The organism is Neptuniibacter marinus (assembly GCF_001597725.1).
Classification (GTDB): Bacteria; Pseudomonadota; Gammaproteobacteria; order Pseudomonadales; family Balneatricaceae; genus Neptuniibacter; species Neptuniibacter marinus.
The window spans coordinates 1-16,850 of record NZ_LUTR01000037.1 but is presented as its reverse complement, the minus strand read 5'-3'; the positions used below and the strand labels follow the sequence as shown (position 1 = coordinate 16,850).

Annotated in this window: 19 protein-coding genes; 18 read left to right on the top strand and 1 reads right to left on the bottom strand. The window is 43.0% G+C overall.

What is annotated here, in order from left to right; translation table 11 throughout:
- Nucleotides 1-171 precede the first annotated feature (171 nt).
- Nucleotides 172-984 (bottom strand): inositol monophosphatase family protein, encoded by an 813-nt coding sequence (locus A3774_RS15815; RefSeq protein ID WP_067869950.1) that lies wholly within the window; start codon nucleotides 982-984, stop codon nucleotides 172-174.
- Between the two features lie 169 nt (nucleotides 985-1,153).
- Between A3774_RS15815 and A3774_RS15810 the strand changes: the two genes are divergently transcribed.
- From A3774_RS15810 to murI, 18 genes are all read left to right on the top strand, one after another.
- Nucleotides 1,154-1,894, top strand: a complete 741-nt coding sequence (locus A3774_RS15810) for an RNA methyltransferase (RefSeq protein ID WP_067869947.1) — start codon at nucleotides 1,154-1,156, stop codon at nucleotides 1,892-1,894.
- 155 nt (nucleotides 1,895-2,049) lie between these two features.
- Nucleotides 2,050-2,547, top strand: coding sequence for a Fe-S cluster assembly transcriptional regulator IscR (iscR, locus tag A3774_RS15805; protein ID WP_067869944.1), 498 nt, complete (start codon nucleotides 2,050-2,052; stop codon nucleotides 2,545-2,547).
- A 19-nt stretch (nucleotides 2,548-2,566) separates the two neighbouring features.
- Nucleotides 2,567-3,781, top strand: a complete 1,215-nt coding sequence (locus tag A3774_RS15800; RefSeq protein WP_067869941.1) for an IscS subfamily cysteine desulfurase — start codon at nucleotides 2,567-2,569, stop codon at nucleotides 3,779-3,781.
- A 30-nt stretch (nucleotides 3,782-3,811) separates the two neighbouring features.
- On the top strand, nucleotides 3,812-4,195 hold the full coding sequence (gene iscU / locus A3774_RS15795; RefSeq protein ID WP_067869938.1) for a Fe-S cluster assembly scaffold IscU: 384 nt from the start codon (nucleotides 3,812-3,814) through the stop codon (nucleotides 4,193-4,195).
- Between the two features lie 35 nt (nucleotides 4,196-4,230).
- A complete protein-coding gene (iscA, locus tag A3774_RS15790; protein ID WP_067869935.1) occupies nucleotides 4,231-4,557 on the top strand; it encodes an iron-sulfur cluster assembly protein IscA in 327 nt (108 codons plus the stop codon).
- Nucleotides 4,558-4,574: 17 nt separating this feature from the next.
- On the top strand, nucleotides 4,575-5,105 hold the full coding sequence (hscB, locus tag A3774_RS15785; protein WP_075108002.1) for a Fe-S protein assembly co-chaperone HscB: 531 nt from the start codon (nucleotides 4,575-4,577) through the stop codon (nucleotides 5,103-5,105).
- A 9-nt stretch (nucleotides 5,106-5,114) separates the two neighbouring features.
- A complete protein-coding gene (gene hscA, locus A3774_RS15780) occupies nucleotides 5,115-6,992 on the top strand; it encodes a Fe-S protein assembly chaperone HscA (RefSeq protein ID WP_067869929.1) in 1,878 nt (625 codons plus the stop codon).
- Nucleotides 6,992-7,330: an ISC system 2Fe-2S type ferredoxin gene (fdx, locus tag A3774_RS15775; RefSeq protein WP_067869926.1), complete on the top strand. Its 339-nt coding sequence runs from the start codon at nucleotides 6,992-6,994 to the stop codon at nucleotides 7,328-7,330. Before hscA ends, fdx begins: the two co-directional genes overlap by 1 nt.
- Nucleotides 7,331-7,340: 10 nt before the next feature.
- Complete coding sequence (gene iscX, locus A3774_RS15770) at nucleotides 7,341-7,541, top strand: Fe-S cluster assembly protein IscX (protein WP_067869923.1); 201 nt, start codon at nucleotides 7,341-7,343, stop codon at nucleotides 7,539-7,541.
- Nucleotides 7,542-7,769: 228 nt separating this feature from the next.
- Nucleotides 7,770-8,177, top strand: coding sequence for a nucleoside-diphosphate kinase (gene ndk, locus A3774_RS15765; RefSeq protein ID WP_067869919.1), 408 nt, complete (start codon nucleotides 7,770-7,772; stop codon nucleotides 8,175-8,177).
- Nucleotides 8,178-8,252: 75 nt separating this feature from the next.
- Nucleotides 8,253-9,368 carry a 23S rRNA (adenine(2503)-C(2))-methyltransferase RlmN gene (gene rlmN / locus A3774_RS15760; RefSeq protein WP_067869914.1) on the top strand — a complete coding sequence of 372 codons (1,116 nt, stop codon included), beginning with the start codon at nucleotides 8,253-8,255 and terminating at the stop codon, nucleotides 9,366-9,368.
- A 33-nt stretch (nucleotides 9,369-9,401) separates the two neighbouring features.
- Complete coding sequence (gene pilW, locus A3774_RS15755; protein ID WP_231868003.1) at nucleotides 9,402-10,169, top strand: type IV pilus biogenesis/stability protein PilW; 768 nt, start codon at nucleotides 9,402-9,404, stop codon at nucleotides 10,167-10,169.
- Complete coding sequence (locus A3774_RS15750; RefSeq protein WP_067869907.1) at nucleotides 10,166-11,134, top strand: RodZ domain-containing protein; 969 nt, start codon at nucleotides 10,166-10,168, stop codon at nucleotides 11,132-11,134. Before pilW ends, A3774_RS15750 begins: the two co-directional genes overlap by 4 nt.
- 51 nt (nucleotides 11,135-11,185) lie before the next feature.
- Nucleotides 11,186-12,427 (top strand): histidine--tRNA ligase, encoded by a 1,242-nt coding sequence (gene hisS, locus A3774_RS15745; RefSeq protein WP_067869904.1) that lies wholly within the window; start codon nucleotides 11,186-11,188, stop codon nucleotides 12,425-12,427.
- 41 nt (nucleotides 12,428-12,468) lie between these two features.
- Complete coding sequence (locus tag A3774_RS15740) at nucleotides 12,469-13,125, top strand: YfgM family protein (protein ID WP_067869900.1); 657 nt, start codon at nucleotides 12,469-12,471, stop codon at nucleotides 13,123-13,125.
- Nucleotides 13,126-14,277, top strand: coding sequence for an outer membrane protein assembly factor BamB (gene bamB / locus A3774_RS15735; protein WP_067869897.1), 1,152 nt, complete (start codon nucleotides 13,126-13,128; stop codon nucleotides 14,275-14,277). It abuts the gene before it with no gap.
- A gap of 84 nt (nucleotides 14,278-14,361) precedes the next feature.
- Nucleotides 14,362-15,798 (top strand): ribosome biogenesis GTPase Der, encoded by a 1,437-nt coding sequence (gene der / locus A3774_RS15730; protein ID WP_067869893.1) that lies wholly within the window; start codon nucleotides 14,362-14,364, stop codon nucleotides 15,796-15,798.
- Nucleotides 15,795-16,640: a glutamate racemase gene (murI, locus tag A3774_RS15725; protein ID WP_067869888.1), complete on the top strand. Its 846-nt coding sequence runs from the start codon at nucleotides 15,795-15,797 to the stop codon at nucleotides 16,638-16,640. The genes der and murI overlap by 4 nt, the downstream gene beginning before the upstream one ends.
- Nucleotides 16,641-16,850 lie beyond the last annotated feature (210 nt).

Here is a 16,850-nt window from a genome sequence, read left to right as displayed (position 1 = left end):
TAATGCGGATTCTTCAACTAAGCTTATTTGAACGAAAAGCTCTGAAAGAGTTGCTAAACCCGTCACCGCCAGAGCGAAAAAAAAGGGACCCTCAGATGAGGATCCCTTTATGATTAAAAAATTGTGGGACAGCAGTGGGCATTAGCCGGTTTTTTTATATCTGAAAAAAGCTTATTTCAAATCATCAGTCAGTGATGGTTGAAGTGCTTTTATCAAGGCTTTAAACATTTTCGGGTTGCCAGCAATTAGATTGCCGTTCTGGCGGAAATTATTACTACCTTTGAAATCGCCTACAAGTCCGCCAGCTTCTTGGATAAGTAGTAGGCCGGCTTCAATTTCACTGTAGTTTAGGCCGATTTGATAATAGCCATCGATTCGTCCAGCAGCGATATAGGCCAAATTAAGTGCTGGGGAGCCGCCGTTATAAATCGTGCCGCCTGTGGTGGTGATGTCACGAAAGATATTTAAGTAAGTGTCTAAATGGTCTTTGTCACTTTTACGATTAAAGAAGCCTGTGCTAATTAAGGCGTGTTCAATGCCTTTGTGGTTGCTCACGCGCAGTCTCTTGCCATTTAATTGGGCTCCGTGGCCTCGGCTTGCGGTGAACTCTTCATTTGTGATTGGGTTCAAAATTAGCGCATGTTCGATGCGGTTGTTTTGTTGACCTGCAATGCAAAGCGCAAAAGTAGGTAAGCCATTGGAAAAATTGGATAGGCTATCAATTGGGTTTATTGTCCAAGTGAATTCTGGGCCTTCGCCAATAGGTGGATGCTCCCCTGTATACTCCCCAATCACTTTGTGGTTTGGGTAGGCTTTGTGTATCGCCTGAGTAATGCTTAATTCAGCTTTTTTACATGTTTCGCTGATTAATTTTGCTGCATCCGCTTGTTCTGATTTTACAAGATCTAAGCGTTCGACGGCGCGGGTAATCTGTTCTCCTGCGACGCGAGCAGCGCGCAGTGCAATGTTAACCATAGGTTGCATCTGATGGGGACCTAAAGACTGTACAAAATTGAAGCGAGTATTATACCTGAGGATGAGGGTGTCGTGAATAAAAGCTTGTATTAAGTCGTCGATTAGATGTGCTTAATAGCTGAATTGATGTCGCTAGGTCTGTTAAAATAGAGTATTTCCTACTTTTAAGGTTAATTTGATGTCAGTTAATGTTCGTATCGTGCTTGTTAATACGACCCATCCTGGAAATATTGGTGGGGTGGCACGTGCAATGAAAAATATGAAGTTTGAAGAGCTGCATCTTGTTGCCCCTAAAAAATTTCCTCATCCTAATGCTGATGCTCGCGCTTCGGGCGCTACTGATCTTTTAGAGCGTGCTGTTATTCATGAAACCTTAGAAGATGCGATTGCTGATTGTCAGTTGGTGGTTGGGACAAGTGCGCGAGGGCGTCATATTCCTTGGCCTGTTGTTGATCCTCGTGAATTGGCATCCATCGTCTCTCCTATAATGACAGATAAAAAAGTCGCGATTGTTTTTGGTAGAGAGGATCGAGGCTTGACTAATGAGGAGTTACACTTATGTCATCATCATGTGCATATCCCATCTAATGAGGCGTTTAGCTCCTTAAATCTTGCGGCTGCAGTTCAAGTTATCACTTATGAGTTACGTATGGCTTCTTTATACGCTGAGCAAAATGAAGCGCATAAACCTCAATGGGGTACGGAGTGGGATATGGATTTGGCAGAAAGTGCTGATTTAGAAAGGCTGTTTGAGCATATGGAGCAGACGTTGATTGATATAGAATTTTTAGATCCGGAACGTCCGCGTCAATTAATGCCTAGGCTTCGTAGGCTCTATCTTCGCTCTTTGATGGATAAGGTCGAGGTAAATGTGTTGCGTGGTATTTTAACGGCGACTCAGAAGCACGTAAAAAAGTAATCTTTAATTTGTGGCGTGGGGTTGTTCTCTATTCGTGTTAGAATTTGCGCACAAAGTAGGTAAAGCCCTACCAAAGAGGTTGGTTATTTAATTGACCTTTTTAGTCGGGTATTGCATAATATACTCAAATGCTAACTCGCATCGGGGTAAAGAATATGCGACTGACGACTAAAGGGCGCTATGCTGTGACAGCAATGCTTGATTTGGCTCTTCATGAAGGTAAAGGGCCTATTAGCTTGGCTGATATATCAGAAAGGCAGGGAATCTCTTTGTCATATCTAGAGCAGTTATTTGCAAAACTGCGTAGAAATGAATTAGTGCGTAGTGTACGAGGTCCGGGTGGCGGCTATCAGCTTAATCGTGAACAATCGATTATTAATGTTGCTGAAGTTATCGACGCAGTAAATGAATCGGTTGATGCCACAGGCTGCCAGCGTCATGGCGATTGTCAGAATGGCGAGATTTGTCTTACCCATCATTTGTGGTGCGATTTGAGTGACCAAATTCATGGTTTTTTAAGAAGTATATCTTTGGCCGATTTAGTGGCTAGAAAAGATGTGCAAAATATTTCAGAACGTCAGAATAGGGTCAATTTAGATCAGATTATGACGGGATCAGATACTCTGGCGCTTTCAGATAAAGCGTCTGTATAAGTAGGCTCGGAGAGAATAAATGAAAACACCGATTTATCTGGACTATTCAGCTACAACACCCGTAGATCAGCGCGTTGCTGATAAAATGATCGAGTGTTTAACCGTAGATGGTAACTTTGGAAATCCAGCTTCTCGCTCACACCTTTTTGGTTGGAAAGCAGAAGAAGCTGTTGAGATTGCACGTCGTCAAGTTGCTGATCTGATTAATGCTGATCCGCGTGAAATTGTGTGGACTTCGGGTGCTACAGAATCTGATAACTTAGCTATAAAAGGGGCTGCACACTTTTATCAAAAGAAAGGTAAGCACATTATTACCTCGAAAATTGAACATAAAGCTGTGTTAGATCCATGTCGTCAGCTTGAGCGTGAAGGGTTTGAAGTAACTTACTTAACGCCTAATTCTGATGGTTTAATTGAACCGCAAGCGGTTGCCAATGCTATTCGTGAAGATACCATTCTTGTGTCGCTGATGCATGTAAATAACGAAATAGGCACTATTACCGATATAGAAGCTATTGGCGAGCTAACACGTACTAAGGGCATTATCTTTCATGTAGATGCCGCTCAGAGTGCGGGGAAAGTTGAGATTGATTTAGCTAAAGCAAAAGTTGATTTGATGTCGTTCTCTGCGCATAAAATGTATGGGCCAAAAGGGATCGGCGCTCTATTTGTACGTCGTAAACCGCGTGTTCGTTTAGAGGCACAGATTCATGGTGGTGGTCATGAGCGTGGTATGCGTTCAGGCACATTGCCTACCCATCAGATTGTTGGTATGGGTGAAGCTGCTCGTATCTGTAAAGAAGAGCTAGCGGCAGATACTAAAGCAATTATTGCACTACGTGACCGCTTTCTAGCCGGTATTGACGGTATGGAAGAGGTTTACCTGAATGGCTCTAAAGAGCAGCGCGTTCCAGGTAACCTTAACATTAGCTTTGCTTTTGTTGAGGGTGAATCATTACTGATGTCATTAAAAGATCTAGCTGTTTCGTCTGGTTCTGCTTGTACATCTGCAAGTTTAGAGCCTTCCTATGTGCTTCGTGCCTTAGGTTTAAACGATGAGTTGGCGCACAGTTCTATTCGTTTCTCATTCGGTCGTTTTACGACAGAAGAGGAAGTGGACTATGCAGCGGCACAGATTGAAGAAGCAGTGAGCAAATTACGTGAGCTTTCACCGTTGTGGGATATGTTTCAAGACGGTGTTGATTTGAGCAAAGTTGAATGGGTTCATCACTAATTCAACACTGAAAGTTTTTTGGAGGTCGTCATGGCTTATAGTGAGAAAGTTATTGATCATTACGAGAATCCTCGTAATGTTGGCAAAATGAATGATAAAGATACAAGCGTTGGTACAGGTATGGTTGGAGCACCTGCTTGTGGCGATGTTATGCGCTTACAAATTAAAGTAAGCGATGATGGTATTATCGAAGATGCTAAATTTAAAACTTATGGTTGCGGTTCTGCTATCGCTTCTAGTTCTTTGATCACTGAATGGGTCAAAGGGATGTCCCTAGAAGAAGCGTCAGAATTGAAAAACACTGCTATTGCTGAAGAGTTGGCTTTGCCACCAGTGAAGATTCACTGCTCTGTTTTAGCTGAAGATGCTATTAAAGCAGCAGTGGCTGACTATAAAGAAAAAAAGAGCAAGTAACTGTTTAGTTATTTGTTCGGGAGAAGTAGACGTTTATGGCAATTACCATGACTGATGCAGCAGCAGAACATGTTGCGCGTTATATTGAGAAGCGTGGCCAAGGTGCGGGTGTTCGTTTAGGTGTGCGTACCTCTGGCTGTTCTGGTATGGCTTATGTCCTTGAATTTGTAGATGAAGTTCAGGATGAAGATGAAGTGTTTGATGGTCCGCAAGATGTTCGAATTGTTATTGATCCGAAAAGCTTGTTGTACTTGGATGGCACTGAATTAGATTTCGTTAAGGAGGGATTAAATGAAGGTTTTAAATTCAATAATCCTAATGTTTCTAGCGAATGTGGTTGCGGTGAAAGCTTCAACGTCTAAACTCCTTTGTCGGCAGAATGATGGATATTAGTAAAAATTTCTTTGAGTTTATCGGTCTGCCGGTCTCTTTCGACATAGATCAGTCAGAATTGGCTGATCGTTCTCGCGAATTACAAAAAAAACTTCATCCTGACCGTTACGCTCATCTATCTGACCGTGAACAGCGTATGTCTGTGCAATATATGTCCTTTCTTAATGAGGGAGTGGCAACGTTGCGATCGCCGTTGTTGCGAGCGCAATATCTTTTGTTGTTGCAGGGGATTGATACGGAAAGTGAATCTTCTACACCTATTGCGCCGATGTTTTTGATGCAGCAGATGGAGTTGAGAGAGCGACTTGAGGAGATTCCCGATCAGGACGATCCTTATGCAGAGCTAGAAGATTTGCTGGCTGAAGTTGAGGGTATGTTAAAGGCTTTACGCGAGCAGTTTGCACAGGATTATCAGGAAGGGGCATTAACTGCTGCTACTGAAACTGTGCGTAAAATGCAATTTTTAGAAAAGCTTGTTGTTGAGATAGAACGTCTTGAAGACAGGCTGGATGGTTAACGCAATACTATGGCGCTATTACAGATAGCAGAACCGGGGCAGAGTGAGGCTCCGCATCAACATAAACTAGCAGTGGGTATCGATTTAGGGACAACTAATTCTCTTGTCGCATCAGTTAAGAGTGGCGAAGCTGTTACTATCCCCGATATTGAAGGTCAGCATTTATTGCCTTCAGTTGTACGATACATGCCCTGCGGAAATCATTTAGTTGGTGCTGAGGCACGGACTTATGCCGCTTCGGATCCTGATAATACGATCATCTCCGTTAAGCGATTGATGGGGCGTGGGGTTAGTGATCTTAAAACGCTTGGAGATGAAGCGCCTTACCAGTTTGACGTTAATGATGGCGGTATGCCTTACATTAAAACAGCGGCTGGAAATAAAAGTCCTGTTCAGGTTTCTGCTGATATATTGAAAGCGTTGGTTTCGCGTGCAGAAGAGGCGCTAGGCGGTGAATTGACCGGTGCTGTGATTACGGTGCCTGCCTATTTTGATGATGCACAGAGGCAGGCGACTAAAGATGCGGCTACCTTAGCGAATATTAAAGTACTTCGCTTGTTAAATGAGCCTACGGCTGCGGCTGTTGCTTATGGTTTAGATCAAGGTAAGGAAGGCGTTATTGCCGTTTATGACCTTGGTGGTGGTACCTTTGATATATCTATACTTCGTCTAAATAAGGGCGTGTTTGAGGTGCTGTCGACCGGGGGTGATAGTGCGCTGGGTGGAGATGATCTTGATTTGGCTTTGGCTGACTGGATAGCGCAACAGTTAGATATAGATATTGATGGTAACTCGGTATCTCGCTATTTGATGGAAAAATCAAAACAAGCGAAAGAAGTGTTAAGTGGTGCTGACGAAGCGACCATTGATCTTGAAATAAAAGGGCGTAAGCAGTCCATTACCGTGACGAGAGCAAAGTTTGATGAATTGGTCTCGCCTCTGGTTAAGCGTACTATCCGTGCCTGCCGTAGGGCGTTGAAAGATGCATCGGTTGAAGCTGAAGATGTGCTTGAGGTTGTGATGGTGGGCGGCTCAACTCGTGTGCCATTGGTGCGGGAAGAGGTAAAGCAGTTTTTTGCACGTGAACCTCATATAAAAATAGATCCAGACTGCGTTGTTGCGGTTGGTGCGTCTATTCAAGCAGATGTGTTGGCAGGTAATAAGCCTGATAGTGGTATGTTGTTGCTGGATGTTATTCCTCTCTCTCTGGGTATTGAGACTATGGGGGGGTTAACGGAAAAGATTATACATAGGAATACATCTATTCCTGTTGCGCGCGCTCAAGAGTTTACCACGTATCAAGATGGCCAGACGGCGATGGCGATTCATGTTGTTCAGGGTGAGCGTGAGTTGGTATCGGATTGTCGTTCTTTAGCGCGGTTTGTTTTGCGCGGTATACCGCCGATGGCAGCAGGTGCTGCTAAGATTCGGGTTACTTATCAAGTGGATGCTGATGGTTTGTTGGGTGTGCATGCTAAAGAGCTTACCTCAGGTGTTGAGAGTAGTATTCAGGTTAAGCCTTCTTATGGTTTAGGTGATGTTGAAATTGCTGAGATGTTAAAATCGTCTTATTTAAATGCAGCTGAAGATAAAGATATGCGTGCATTGCGTGAACAGCAGGTGGATGCAGATCGATTAATTGTTTCTCTTCAGGATGCGTTAATTGCAGATGGCAAGCAATTGTTAAATCCTGATGAATACAAGTTGCTAGAAAGTGAAATTGAAAAGTTAATTGAGCTACGAAATGGTAGTGATCTGGTGGCTATTGAGCGAGGTGTTGCTGCCTTGTCAAAAGCTTCGGATGAATATGCCTCGCGTCGTATGGATCATAGCATCCAAAAAGCGTTGCAAGGACACAGTATTGATGAACTTGGGGAGAGTGAGTGATGCCGCAGATTATCTTTCTGCCACACGATGAATTATGTCCTGAAGGTAAGGTGATTGACGCTGAACCAGGGGTTACGGTCTGTGATGCTGCGCTTGCTCATGGAATTGAGATTGAGCACGCTTGTGAAAAATCTTGTGCTTGTACAACTTGTCACGTGATTGTGCGTGAGGGGTTTGATTCCTTAGAGGAATCTGATGAGCTTGAGGATGACATGTTAGATAAAGCTTGGGGGTTAGAGCCTGAGTCTCGTTTAAGTTGCCAAGCGGTTGTAGCTGATGAAGACTTAGTGGTCGAAATTCCTAAGTATACAATTAATCAGGTTTCTGAACGTCACTAAAGGGATTGATATGAGTCTTAAGTGGGTAGATGTATTAGATATCGCGATTGAATTATCAGAGAAATATCCTGAGCAAGACCCTATGGCAATTGGCTTTCCTGACCTTTATCAGAAGGTAATGGATCTTGAAGAATTTGATGATGATCCTGATCGTTGTGGAGAGAAAATTCTAGAAGGGATTCAAATGGCCTGGATAGAAGAGATGGATTAATTTCCAGCTTATGATGAAAACCCGGTTATGCCGGGTTTTCTTGTTTTTTAATGGCTGTTTTCTGGCGCCGCTCTAGCGTATAATTGCGCGCTGGATTTTTGTAGGGGTCATCCGAAAGCCTTATTGCAGTTTGTCGATTGTTTTATATCGGTTAACTATACGGTGTAACAGAACTGTAAGGGTTTTCAGATAATTCTTTTTGTTTTATTTTATTTTGGAGCTTTAAACATGGCACTTGAACGTACGTTTTCAATTATTAAGCCGGATGCAGTTGCTAAGAATGTTATTGGCAAAATCGTTTCTCGTTTCGAGTCTAACGGTCTTAAAATTGTTGAAATGCAACTAAAGCAGCTTTCTAAAGAAGAAGCTGAAGGTTTTTATGCAGAGCATAAAGAGCGTCCTTTCTTTGGTGATCTTGTTGAATTTATGACTTCAGGTCCTGTTGTTGTTCAGGTTCTTGAAGGCGAAAATGCAATTGCATTAAATCGTGAGCTTATGGGTGCTACTAACCCTCAAGAAGCTGCTGAAGGTACTATTCGTCGTGATTTTGCACAATCTATTGATGCAAATGCGGTACATGGTTCTGATTCACCAGCGTCTGCTGAGCGCGAAATCGCTTACTTCTTCGGTAAGTAATTACCGTCCAGACCGCTTATGACTTTAGTTATGAGTGGTCTATTGATCTACCCCCAATTATGAGCACTGTCATCTATGACTGAATCCACCAAAAAAGTTAATTTACTGGGCATGTCACCTGCAAAGCTGGAAGCTTTTTTTGAAGAGATAGGCGAAAAAAAATTCCGTGCAACTCAAGTGATTAAATGGATTCATCAGCTTGGAGTGTCTAGCTTTGAAGAGATGACTAATATTAGTAAGGCTTTACGCATTAAGCTTGAAGAAGTAGCGGAAATTCGAGAGCCTGAAGTTTTGTTAGAAAAAGTCTCGAAAGATGGCACTAAGAAATGGATTATCCGTACAGAAAGTGGCTCTAGTGTCGAGGCAGTATTAATACCCGATGGTGAGCGAAAAACACTTTGTGTATCATCTCAGGTTGGTTGCTCCTTAGATTGTAGTTTCTGTTCGACGGGTAAACAGGGGTTTAATAGTAACCTCACCGCTGCAGAAATTATTGGGCAACTGCGTATAGCTATTCGGTCATACGGCGATTACAACACTACATCTCAGCGTGTCGTGTCTAACGTGGTTATGATGGGTATGGGTGAACCTCTGATGAACTTTGACAACGTAGTTGATGCTATGACGTTGATGATGGAGGATAATGCTTACTGCTTATCGAAAAGGCGTGTTACTTTGTCAACTGCAGGCGTTGTTCCCGCAATTGATAAACTGGCTGAAGTGACTGATGTCTCTTTAGCTGTTTCTATACATGCGCCGAATGATGATTTACGTGATATTCTCGTGCCTATTAATAAGCGTTATCCTATTAATGATCTGGTTGATGCATGTAATCGTTATTTGGGTAAGCTTAGTGATAAAAGGGTTATCACTGTTGAATATACATTGATTAATGGGGTGAACGATAAACCGGAGCACGCTAAGCAGTTGTTGAAAGTTTTGCGCCGTATGCCATCGAAGTTAAATATTATACCGTTCAACCCATTCCCAAATTCAGGCTATGAACGCCCAACAGAAGAAAGAATTCTGGCATTTAAAGAGATAATCGTTCATGGTGGCATTGTTACAACGGTAAGGCGTACACGTGGTGATGAAATCGATGCTGCTTGTGGTCAATTGGTTGGTCAAGTTGCAGATAGAACACGGCGTAGCCAAAAATATATACCTGTAGTTCAAGAAGGGCGTGAGTAAACGTCATCGCTAACAATAAGAGGGAAGAAAAGCGTGAGAGGAATCAAACTGGTACTCGCTCTATTTATGGTGCTAGTCGTCGTAGGTTGTACGACAAAAGGTTCCCAGCCAGAGAGTAATAATGCGGTTGCTCATGAAGCTTATTCTCGATTGGGATTTCAGTACCTTCAAAATGGCGATACGGTAACTGCAAAACAATCATTTCAACGTGCTATAGAGCTTAATAGTGGTTACGCTGAAGCATATAATGGATTAGCTCTGACCTTTCAGTTAGAAGGTGATAGTGAGCTGGCCGAGACATATTTCCGCAAAGCCATTGCTGTCGCGCCAGATTCGGCCATGGTTCATAATAATTTTGGTGCTTTTCTCTTTTCCAATGAGCGTTACGCTGAAGCTTGTGACGAATTAGCGAGAGCGACTGAAGATCCTTTCTATAAATTACGATCTCAAGCGTTTGAGAATTTAGGGCGTTGTTATCGTCTATTAGATCGTAAAGAAGCTTCTATTCACGCATTTAAGCGTGCTCTTCAAGTCACAGCAAATCGGCCGGTATCCTTAGTTGAGTTATCAGAACTGTATCTGCTTGAAGGTAATTACTTAGAAGCTGAAAATTACTTTGATCGATTTCTTGCTTTGGTAGAGAATCGACGTGTTGATCATTATGCGAAAAGTCTTTGGGTGGGTATTCGTTTGGCTCGTCATAATAGAGAGGCAACCCGTGCGGCGACTTTTGCTTTAATCCTTAAAAACCTTTATCCGAATTCAGAAGAGTATCGTCAGTATGAGGAGTCTGCGCGTTGAACAGTGAAGAACAAGAGTGTCAACCTGAATTACTGGCAGAAGAGTGGGGGGCGCGCCTGACATCTGCTCGTGAATCTCGTTCTATTTCTATAGAACAAGCGGCTGCAGATTTGAACTTGCCAGCCGAGTACCTTAGCTGCATTGAGGCTGGGAGTTTGAAAGGCTTGCCAAGCATGGTATTTGCTAAAGGTTATATCCGTGCGTATCTCAAAATGCTTGGCATGGAGGATATAGATGTACGGGTTGCGGAGTTTGTCGCAATTCATGGTGAAGGTTCGAGTAAAGGGGCTATTCGCCCTGTTAGTCGTGTTCGCCAGCAGGTTAAAATGGGCGATCCTTTGATGAAGCTCTTTACATGGGTTTTTGTGTTGGCGATCTTAGGTGTCTCCTTTTGGTGGTGGCAGACCCAATATGGTGGTTCATTAGACTTAGCATCATCTACAGAAAGCGAAACGACAGAAATAACGGATCCCTCTTCGCAGGCGGGTGATGTCACTGTGCTGGAAGATGGTACGGCTGCATTGGCGTTACCTATGTTAGATGATAGCCCTCTAGATGAAAGCGTAGATAACAAACCTAGTGCTGCACAGGATGAGGAAACTCAGCCAGAGCTTTCTGCAGAGGAACAAGAGAAGCTGCAGCAAGCGATAGATGAAAATAGAGCCTCTACTGAGGTGAGTGTCGAAAACTCTAATCAAAGCGCTGATAGCAATGCTGAAATTACAGTCTCTGCTGATTTTGTAGCGGAGTGCTGGGTATCTATACAGGATGGTGACGGTAAAAAGTTATTTAATAACTTAAGAGGCAAAGGTCAGAGTGTTAGTGTGACCGGTAAGCCTCCATTGAACGTTCTTATTGGTGCAGCCGATGCAGTAGGTAACTTCACCTACAATGGTAAGTCGTTTGATTTGACGCCCTATAGTAATAAAAATGTAGTTCGTGTGAATCTTCCTATTTCCGAATAAATTATAGTTGTGTGAGTTGTTGTTTTGGCCAAAATTAAAGCCATTCGCGGGATGAACGATATCCTGCCTGATCAGTCGCCAGTGTGGCAGTATCTTGAAAGCACCGTTAAAAATGTCCTTTCCGCTTATGCTTATAGTGAAGTTCGTATGCCTATTGTTGAGCAAACGAACTTGTTTAAGCGCTCCATAGGTGAGGTGACTGATATTGTTGAAAAAGAGATGTATACCTTTGAAGATCGAAATGGAGAAAGTTTAACGCTTCGGCCAGAAGGAACGGCCAGTTGTGTGCGTGCGGCAGAAGAGCATGGTCTGCTGTTTAATCAGATGCAACGTTTTTGGTATCAAGGCCCAATGTTTCGCTATGAAAGGCCTCAGAAAGGTCGATATAGGCAGTTTCATCAGATTGGTGTTGAAACGTTCGGTATGCCTAATGCAGATATTGATGCCGAAGTGATTTTATTAAGCGCGCGCTTATGGAAAGAGTTAGGTTTATTAGACTCCGTTTCCCTTCAGTTGAATTCATTGGGGAGTAATGAAGCACGTGCTGAATATAAAGAAGCATTGGTTGCATTTCTTAGTACGCATAAAGAACAGTTAGATGAAGATAGCCTTCGTCGCTTAGATTCTAATCCATTGCGGATTCTTGATAGCAAGGCGCCTCAGACCCAGATGCTTTTGAATGATGCGCCAGTATTAAGCGATTATTTAGATGCTGAGTCGCGAGAGCATTTTCTGGAATTGACGTCGATATTAGATGCAGCAGGTATTGTGTATGAGATTAACCCTCGTTTAGTGCGTGGGCTGGATTATTATTGCAAAACTGTATTTGAGTGGGTAACTGACAAATTAGGTGCTCAAGGTACAGTGTGTGCTGGCGGTCGTTATGATGGCCTAGTGAAGCAATTGGGTGGTCGACCAACGCCCGCTGTTGGTTTTGCCATGGGTGTTGAGCGTCTAATTTTATTACTTGAAACATTGGAACTCATACCTGAAAAGGTGCGTTTGCCGTTTGATCTTTATGTGGCAGCAGAAGAAAAAGGGTTGCAGTCTCAGGTTGTACTTTTAGCTGATCGTTTACGTGATCAGTGTCCAGATTTAAGGGTTCGGGTCCATTGTGGTGGATTGAAAAATATTAAACAGAAAGCACAACAATCAGGTGCGCCTATTGTTCTGTTGGTAAAAGAGTCTGATAATCAGCAGCTTTGCGGTACAATCTGGCACCAAGAAGAACCAGTGTTTGATCTAACTGAATCTCAAATACTAGAAACGATTACTAAATGCCATAGCGCATAATCTAAATTTATTGAATTTGAACATAGGCACAGGAGTTTAAGGTGGCAGAGCTACGCACCGAAGAAGAACAAATCCAGGCGCTAAAGTCGTGGTGGGATGAGAATGGGAAATCCTTGATTCTAGGGATTGTAGTAGCATTAGCGGCTGTTCTTGGCTGGAAAGGTTGGCAGCAGCAAGAAGCTGTTAAGGCTGAAAACGCATCTATTCTCTATCAGAATCTTTTAGACTCTGTTGTCGGTGCAATAGGGCCTCAGCAGGATGAAGCAAAGCTAGCAACAGCTAGTCATCTTAGTGGTCAGCTTAAGTCAGAATACGAAAGCACTGCATATGCTAATTATGCTGCGCTTATCATGGCTCGTGTTGCTGTTGAGCAAAGTCAGTTAGATAAGGCAGTCGAAGAGCTTGATTGGGTTTTAACCCATCAGCCAACAGAATCCATGTATGTTCTAGCTAGTATGCGGAAAGCACGTGTGATTGCTGACCAAGGTGATGCTAGCAAAGCAATTAGCATAATCGATAGCATTCCAACTGCGGGTTATGATGTCAGTTTGAATGAGTTGAAAGGTGATCTTTATCTCTCTAAAGGTGATAGAGCTAAAGCTAAAGCAGCGTATGAATCTGCATTGAATGCTTCCGCTGTAGGCAGTCGTCCTTTGTTAGAAATGAAGTTGAATGATCTCGCTGCACAGGAGAGTTAAATGAAAAGTCTATGTCGTCTAGCTGCAGTTAGTATCGCATCTATTCTTATCGCTGGTTGTGGCTTTTGGGGTGATGATGGCGAAGAGGTTGAAGCTAATCCCTTAGTATCCTTTGATGCTGAAAAGAAAGTATCTGTATTGTGGTCCGCTTCCGTAGGTTCAGGGTTAGGTGAGAAGTATCATCAAGTCAGGCCTGTGATTGATGGAGAGCATATATATGCAGCCGACAAAGATGGATCTGTTTTTGCGTTTGATCTGGAAACGGGTAATAAGGTTTGGGAAGTTGAATTAGAAACGACAGTGATTGGCGGTGTCGGTGCCGGTTTTGGTCGAGTCGCTGTTGCTAATGATGAAGGTGAAGTTGTTGTTCTTTCGGGTGATGGTGGCGCTGAATTATGGCGTGCTAATGTCAACTCTGAAGTGAGTGCAGCGGCTCAGTTTAATGAAGAGTTAGCCGTGTTTCAGCTAATTAATGGCAAGGTCATTGCATTTGATATTTCAACGGGTGAGCAGCGCTGGTTGTATGACAGTCAAATTCCTCGTTTAACCTTGCGTGGTACAAGCTCTCCTATTGTTGCGAGTGATGTTACTTTTGCTGGTTTTGCTAGCGGTAAGCTGGTTGCTATCGATAATGCTAAAGGTGTAGCAATCTGGGAAAGCCGAGTGGCTTTACCGCAGGGCCGCTCAGAATTAGAGCGTATGGTAGATATTGATGGACGTCCATTGTTAGTTGACCGTATGCTTTACGTATCTAGTTATCAAGGACGTTTGGTTGCGATTAATCCATTCCGTGCTCAGGTTGTTTGGGCTCAAGATGTATCGAGCTATCATTCATTGGCGGCAGGTTTTGGTAATGTCTACGTCAGTGAGGCTGATGATGCTGTTCAGGCCTTCGATCGTGCAAGTAGTGCGAGTGTTTGGCGTCAAGCTGAGCTGGCTAACAGAGGTATTACTGCGCCGGCAACTATAGGTAATGAAGTTGTAGTGGCTGATTTTGAAGGCTATCTACATTTTATGTCTCAGACTGATGGGCATTTTGTGGCAAGACATAAAGTAGACTCTTCTGGTGTTTATGGCGATATGATTGTCAAAGATGATGTTCTGTATGTGCTGACAAACAGCGGCCGCTTGGCTGCGTTGAGCGTACAGTAATTTAAATTGTTCGATTCTGACGGCTATTTGCTTTGCAATTAGCCGTCGTTTTGTTTTTACCTGCATAGTGCAGGAGTAGGGTTCATGCTTCCGGTAATTGCTCTTGTTGGTCGACCGAATGTCGGCAAATCTACATTATTTAATCGTCTAACTAAATCAAGAGATGCGTTAGTGGCTGATTTGCCAGGGCTGACGCGTGATCGAAAATATGGTGAAGGCCAGCTAGGCGAAGATCAAGACTACATCGTGATCGATACAGGTGGTATCACAGGTGATGAGCAAGGTATAGATTATGAGATGGCTAAGCAGTCTCTTCAAGCCATTGATGAAGCGGATATAGTCTTGTTTTTGGTGGATGGTCGTGCCGGTCTGAATCCTGCGGATGAAGTTATCGCCAATTATTTACGAAAAATAGATAAACCTTGTCATTTGGTTGTTAATAAAACAGATGGTTTAAATCCAGATGTTGTTATTGGTGACTTCTTTTCTATAGGTTTAGGTCATCCATTAGCGATTGCGGCTGCGCACGGTCGTGGCGTTACCTCATTGATTGAATATGTACTGGAAGAACTTCCTGAATTGAGTGAAGAGTCATTGGAGATGATGGCTCAAGTACAAAAAGGAATTAAGATTGCTGTTGTTGGTCGACCGAATGTTGGTAAATCAACCTTAGTTAATCGCTTGTTAGGAGAGGAGCGTGTTGTCGTTTTTGATAAAGCGGGGACTACACGCGATAGCGTCTATATACCTTATGAGAGAGATGGTCGAAACTACACGCTAATTGATACGGCAGGTATACGACGTCGTAAGAATATTCGTGAAGCGGTAGAAAAATTCTCAATAGTTAAAACACTTCAAGCGGTTAAAGATGCCCATGTAGTTGTTATGGTGATTGATGCTCGAGATGGTATCACTGAGCAAGATATGCATATGCTTAGTTTTGTTATTGATACTGGACGCTCATTGGTTATCGCGTTGAATAAATGGGATGGTATGAGTGCTGATGAAAAGGAAGAGGTTAAAGAACAGATTGAGCGAAAATTAGAGTTTGCTGAGTTTGCTCGTATGCACTTTATCTCAGCGCTTCATGGTAGTGGCGTTGGTAATATGTATGACTCTGTTGAAGAGGCTTATGATTGTGCAATGGCTAAGTGGTCGACCAGTAAGTTGACGCGTCTTTTAGAAGATATAGTTGCGGATCATCAGCCTCCGGCCATTAATAATCGGCGTATTAAGCTACGTTATGCTCATCAGGGCGGTTCAAACCCTCCAATTATTGTTATTCATGGTAATCAGACGAAATCACTTCCTGGCTCTTATAAACGTTATTTAGAAAATAAGTTTATTAAAGTGTTGGCGATTAAAGGCACACCTATTCGATTTGAGTTTAAATCGAGTGATAATCCATTTGAGGGTAAGGTGAACCCATTGAGTTCACGACAGCTTGCGAAGAAAGAACGTTTCAGAGATCACGTTAAGCAGTTGAAAAAAATGAACAAGAAGAAAAAAGCCAAACGATGAGCTTGGCGCATAATGCCCATTTACCTATAGGTGTTTTTGATTCGGGTGTGGGCGGATTAACGGTGCTTAATGCTATTCGTCAGCGTTTACCTAATGAGAATCTCATCTATTTAGGCGATACAGCCCGTGTTCCTTATGGGACGAAAAGTGCATTATCTGTAACCCGCTATGCAGAACAAGCAGCCAAAGCCTTAATGGAACGTAAAATAAAGATGCTAGTTATCGCTTGTAACACGGCATCCGCGGTGGCTATTGAGCCGCTTCAATATTTATATCCAGATATTCCTGTGATTGGTGTTATTGGTCCAGGTGCCGACGCTAGCTGTGATGCCACCCAAAGTCAGCATATAGGTGTGATTGCTACAGAAGGTACCGTTAATAATCAGGCATACCAAAATGCAATATTAGAGCGGTTGCCTAGTGCTTCTGTTGTTGCTCACCCCTGTTCATTATTTGTTGCGCTTGCTGAAGAAGGTTGGCATAAAGGTGATCTCGTTAAGCAAATAGCTGAAGCTTGTCTTGAACCGTTCAGACATGCTGATCATGCAATGATCGATACGCTAGTATTAGGCTGTACGCATTTCCCGGCATTAAAGGAAGTAATTGGGGAGGTGATGGGTGACGCGGTCAGCTTAGTTGATTCGGCAGAGGTAACGGCCCAGGAGGTCGCTAATCGGTTGCAAATAGATGGTTTGTCAAATACACGGATGGTTAAAGGAGATGTTCAATTCTTAGTAACCGACGGGCCTACCCGTTTTGCGCGTGTGGCCCAGCATTTTTTCTCAGATCCTATTCCTGGCTCAGAAATACAATTGGTTGATATACAGCACTTTGCCCATTAAAGCGTTTTTGAGTCGTTTACCTTAATGGCGTCTATATAATAGCCCCGCCTTATGACATGTTTGCATGTTTTTCTCTGTTCTTAGGTAAGGCGCTAATGTCAAATTGACTATTCAGCAATCAATTTCGCCCCGATTTCCGCTTAATCTCACTTTTTTGCCTTTATTTCACAGTTTTTTAGTTTTGCCTGTTGACGTTGTTTGGGAAGTGTC